The sequence below is a fragment of the Rhizobacter sp. P2_H2 genome (assembly GCF_056403375.1).
On the sequence record NZ_JBFUFP010000548.1, the window covers coordinates 1 to 3,653 of the forward strand.

At 69.6% G+C, this 3,653-nt stretch carries 4 protein-coding genes; 1 reads left to right on the forward strand and 3 read right to left on the reverse strand.

Annotated features, from left to right (window positions below; translation table 11 throughout):
• From AC1D15_RS22185 to AC1D15_RS22195, 3 genes are all read right to left on the reverse strand, one after another.
• The coding region (locus AC1D15_RS22185; RefSeq protein ID WP_477827669.1) for a GntR family transcriptional regulator at positions 1 to 717 on the reverse strand (717 nt) is incomplete at its 3' end.
• A 121-nt stretch (positions 718 to 838) separates the two neighbouring features.
• Positions 839 to 1,366, reverse strand: coding sequence for a 3'-5' exonuclease (locus AC1D15_RS22190; RefSeq protein ID WP_477827670.1), 528 nt, complete (start codon positions 1,364 to 1,366; stop codon positions 839 to 841).
• 63 nt (positions 1,367 to 1,429) lie between these two features.
• Positions 1,430 to 2,026, reverse strand: coding sequence for a hypothetical protein (locus AC1D15_RS22195; protein WP_477827671.1), 597 nt, complete (start codon positions 2,024 to 2,026; stop codon positions 1,430 to 1,432).
• A 227-nt stretch (positions 2,027 to 2,253) separates the two neighbouring features.
• On the opposite strand from AC1D15_RS22195, the gene AC1D15_RS22200 reads away from it, so the two are divergent.
• Positions 2,254 to 3,653 (forward strand): alkaline phosphatase D family protein (locus tag AC1D15_RS22200; protein ID WP_477827672.1); only part of this gene is annotated, 1,400 nt, incomplete at its 3' end.

The window sequence follows — 3,653 nt, forward strand, 5'->3', positions numbered from 1 at the left end:
CCTTGTATGCAAGGGCTGTGCCGTGTTTTTGCCAGTCCCGACCGTAGACAGCGCGCTGAGCAGCGAGGCCAGCGGGTCGACGGCCAGGCTAGGGTCCAGGTGCGCGGCCACGCTGTCGATGTGGCGCAGCATCAAGGCGGCTGCCGCCGCGGCGTCGCCGCGTTCGAGCGCGGCGACGATCTCGGCGTGCTCGGCGCACGACTGCGCGGCTTCGTGCTTCGACTGGTACAGCACCGCGATCAGCGTGGTGCGGGCGGTCAGGTCGCGCAGGATGTCGGCCAGTGTGCCGTTGCCGGCGCACTCGGCCAGGCAGACATGGAAGTCACCGAGCAGGAAGCTGCGCTCGCCGGCATCGGCCGCTGCCACCGCGGCCTGCTCCTGCGCCACGTGCTCGCGCAGCCGCCGCAACGGAACGCCCGCCAGCGGCGCGTCCAGCGACTGCAGCAGCCCGGTCTCGATCAGGCGCCGCGCGGCGAAGGCCTCGCGGGCGTCCTCGGGCGAGGGCTGCACCACGAACCAGCCGCGCCGCGAGTTGACCTCGACCATGCCGCGTGCCGCCAGCCGCGCGAGCGCCTCCCGCACGATGGTGCGGCTGACGTTGAACAGGTCGGCGAGCTGCTGCTCGCCCAGGCGGGCGCCGGGTGCGAGCTTGCGGGCGAGGATCGCGTCGACGATGCGGTCGGCGATCTGGTGGGGCTTGGGGCGGAGGGCAGGCACCAGCAAGAGGCATGGATCGGTTGCATACAAGCCGGCTCACCAAAATGAGGCATTCCGGCACGTGGGTGGCACCGTGAGAGGGTGCCGCAGGCTTGTATGCAAGCACCGGGCCTGCGCCGGTTCAGGCGGTGCGCTCGCGGACGCGCAGCAGGGTCTTCTGCAGCAGGCGTGCATCGGCGCTCGCGCGGTGCCGTGTCAGCTGCAGCTCGTTGCTGACGGCCTGCCGGGTCTCGKACCAGTCGCGGGCCTGGGCTTCGGTCAGCAGCGCGCGCAGGTTGTCGAGCCGGAAGCTGGGCACGAGGCCCGCTTCTTCATACAGCGCGCCGAGCCAGGGGTAGTCGTGCGCCCAGCCATCGCTGTAGAGCGTCAGGCCGTGCAACTGGTCGTTCAGCCAGTGTGCGACCTCGGTCACCGGGCGGCCGTGCACCAGCAGCGTCTCGCGGTGGATGTGGTGCACCTGCTCGGCGGCCGAATCCCAATGGGTCCAGTGGCCGGCCGGCCGGATCAGGCTGCAGAACGCGCTGCCGTCGGGGAGTACGAAACCGACCTCGATCGGGTAGCTGTCGCGGCCGAAGCCCGACGCCTCGATGTCGAGGATGGGCGGCGTGGCGTCGAAGCGGGCGGTGACGAGGGGCTGCACGAGGGCCATGCGGCAGCTTAGGCAAACGGCGCGCCGGCCGGTCTGCGGAGAAGCCCGCGGTTCGGGTGCCTTTCAGCCTGGCGCGTGCCGCGAACCGGCGCAGTGCCGGCGGGTGGCCGGCGCGGGACCGCAGGCCGTTACGAACGCGGCCGACAGCATGAAGCCGATCATCAACAGGTGCAGCAGCAACCAGTTGATGATCAGGAAGGTCAGCAGCCCGCTCGCCGTCTGGACCGCAGCGCCCGGGACCACCGAGCCGTGCAGGATGCAGCCGATGGCGATCAGTGTCATCGCGCTGACCGTCACGGCCAGTCCGCGTGGGTATCGCCCGAACCGCTCGCCGCGCAGGGCCCAGGGCCGCAGCGTCTCGACCAGCCGCCCGCGCAGAACCATCCCGTGGAGCCCGGCCACCTGCAACGGCAGCAGCGCGTAGGTCAGGGCCCAGAACAGCAGCAGGGCCTCTTGGCTGTGCCCGGCAGGGCCGAGATCGCCGGGCAGCATCAGCACGATCGGCAGGGTGCCGATCCCGAGGAGGTGTGTCGCGATGCAGTTGAACGCGATGCCGAGCAGCAAGCCGACCGGGGCCGCCAGGGTGTGTGTTCGTTCCAGGTGGCATGTCGCCAGACGGGTTGCGGCGAGGGCCGGGGCCAGGAGGTGGGTGTGATTCATGGTGTCTCCCTGAGATTCGCGAGCCTGCGAATCGGCCGCCTGGGAAGCGTAGAAGATTGCTGGCGAATCGGCGCACGCCGGGCCATACAAGTTGTTCATGCCGCCTTCTCCGAAATGCATGGGCTGCACGATGTCTGCGTGATTGCTGCCCAGGGCGCAGGTTCACGAAGCTGCCACACGCTCCCCCCAGACTGCGCGCTTTTCAAGCATCACCGAGGATGGATCGAATGGACCGCCGGATCTTCTTGTCGAATGCCCTGCTGCTGGCTGGTGGGAGCGCGGTGCCGGGGCTGTCGCAGGCCCAGACGGCGCCTGCCGTGGTCACGCGCGACGCGATGCGCCCGCAGTTTCCGTCCGGGGTGCAGTCGGGCGATGCGCGGGCCGACAGCGCGATCGTCTGGACGCGCAGCGACCGGCCGGCCCGCATGTGGGTCGAGTGGTCGAGCACCGCGAGCTTCGCGAACCTGAACCGCGTGCGCGGACCCCACCTGCTGGAAGACTCCGACTTCACCGGCCGCCTCGACCTGACCGGCCTGCCGGCCGGCCAGGAGGTGTTCTACCGCGTCGTGCTGCAGGACCTGCACAACGAGCGCGTGCTGTCCGAGCCGATGGCCGGCCACCTGCGGTTGCCAGCCGCCTCGCACGGCAAGCCGCTGCGCGACGTGCGCTTCGCGTGGAGCGGCGACACGGCAGGCCAAGGCTTCGGCATCAACGAGGCCTGGGGCGGCATGAAGATCTACGAGCAGATCCGCCGCGTGAACCCCGACTTCTTCCTGCACAGCGGCGACACCATCTATGCCGACGGGCCGATCCAGGCGCAGCTGAAGCTGMCCGACGGCTCGACCTGGAACAACGTGGTGACCGAAGAGGTCAGCAAGGTCGCCGAGACGCTGAACGAATACCGCGGGCGCTACCGCTACAACCTGCTGGACGCGAACATCCGCCGCCTGTCGGCCGAGGTGCCGCAGATCTGGCAGTGGGACGACCACGAGGTCAGCAACAACTGGTCGGATTCGAAGGACGTGTCGGGCGACGCGCGCTACACCGAGAAGAACGTGCCGCTGCTGGTGGCGCGCGCGAGCCGCGCCTTCCTCGAGTACGCACCGCTGCGCCGCGGCCCTGATGCCGAGAGCGAGCGCGTGTACCGCCACCTGCCGCAGGGGCCGCTGCTCGACGTGTTCGTCGTCGACATGCGCAGCTATCGCGGCGCGAACAGCGCGAACCTGCAGGCCGACGAGACGCCGGACAGCGCCTTCATGGGCCGCCCGCAGATCGCGTGGCTGCTCGACGGGCTGAAGCGCTCGAAGGCGACCTGGAAGGTGATCGCCGCCGACATGCCGATCGGCGTGCAGGTGCCCGACGGCAAGGATGCGCAGGGCCGTGACAAGTGGGAGGCGATCGCCAACGGCGACGACGGCGTGCCGCTGGGCCGCGAGCTCGAGATCGCGCGGCTGCTGCGCGAGATCAAGCGGGCGAACATCAGGAACATCGTCTGGCTGACCGCCGACGTGCACTACACCGCGGCCAACTTCTATGACCCGCGCAAGGCGAAGTTCAGCGATTTCCTGCCGTTCTGGGAGTTCATCTCCGGCCCGCTGAACGCCGGCAGCTTCGGGCCGAACAAGCC

Excerpts from the sequence above, each read along its gene's own strand:
- AC1D15_RS22195 (WP_477827671.1), bottom strand. The coding sequence starts at position 2,026 with ATGAATCACACCCACCTCCTGGCCCCGGCCCTCGCCGCAACCCGTCTG.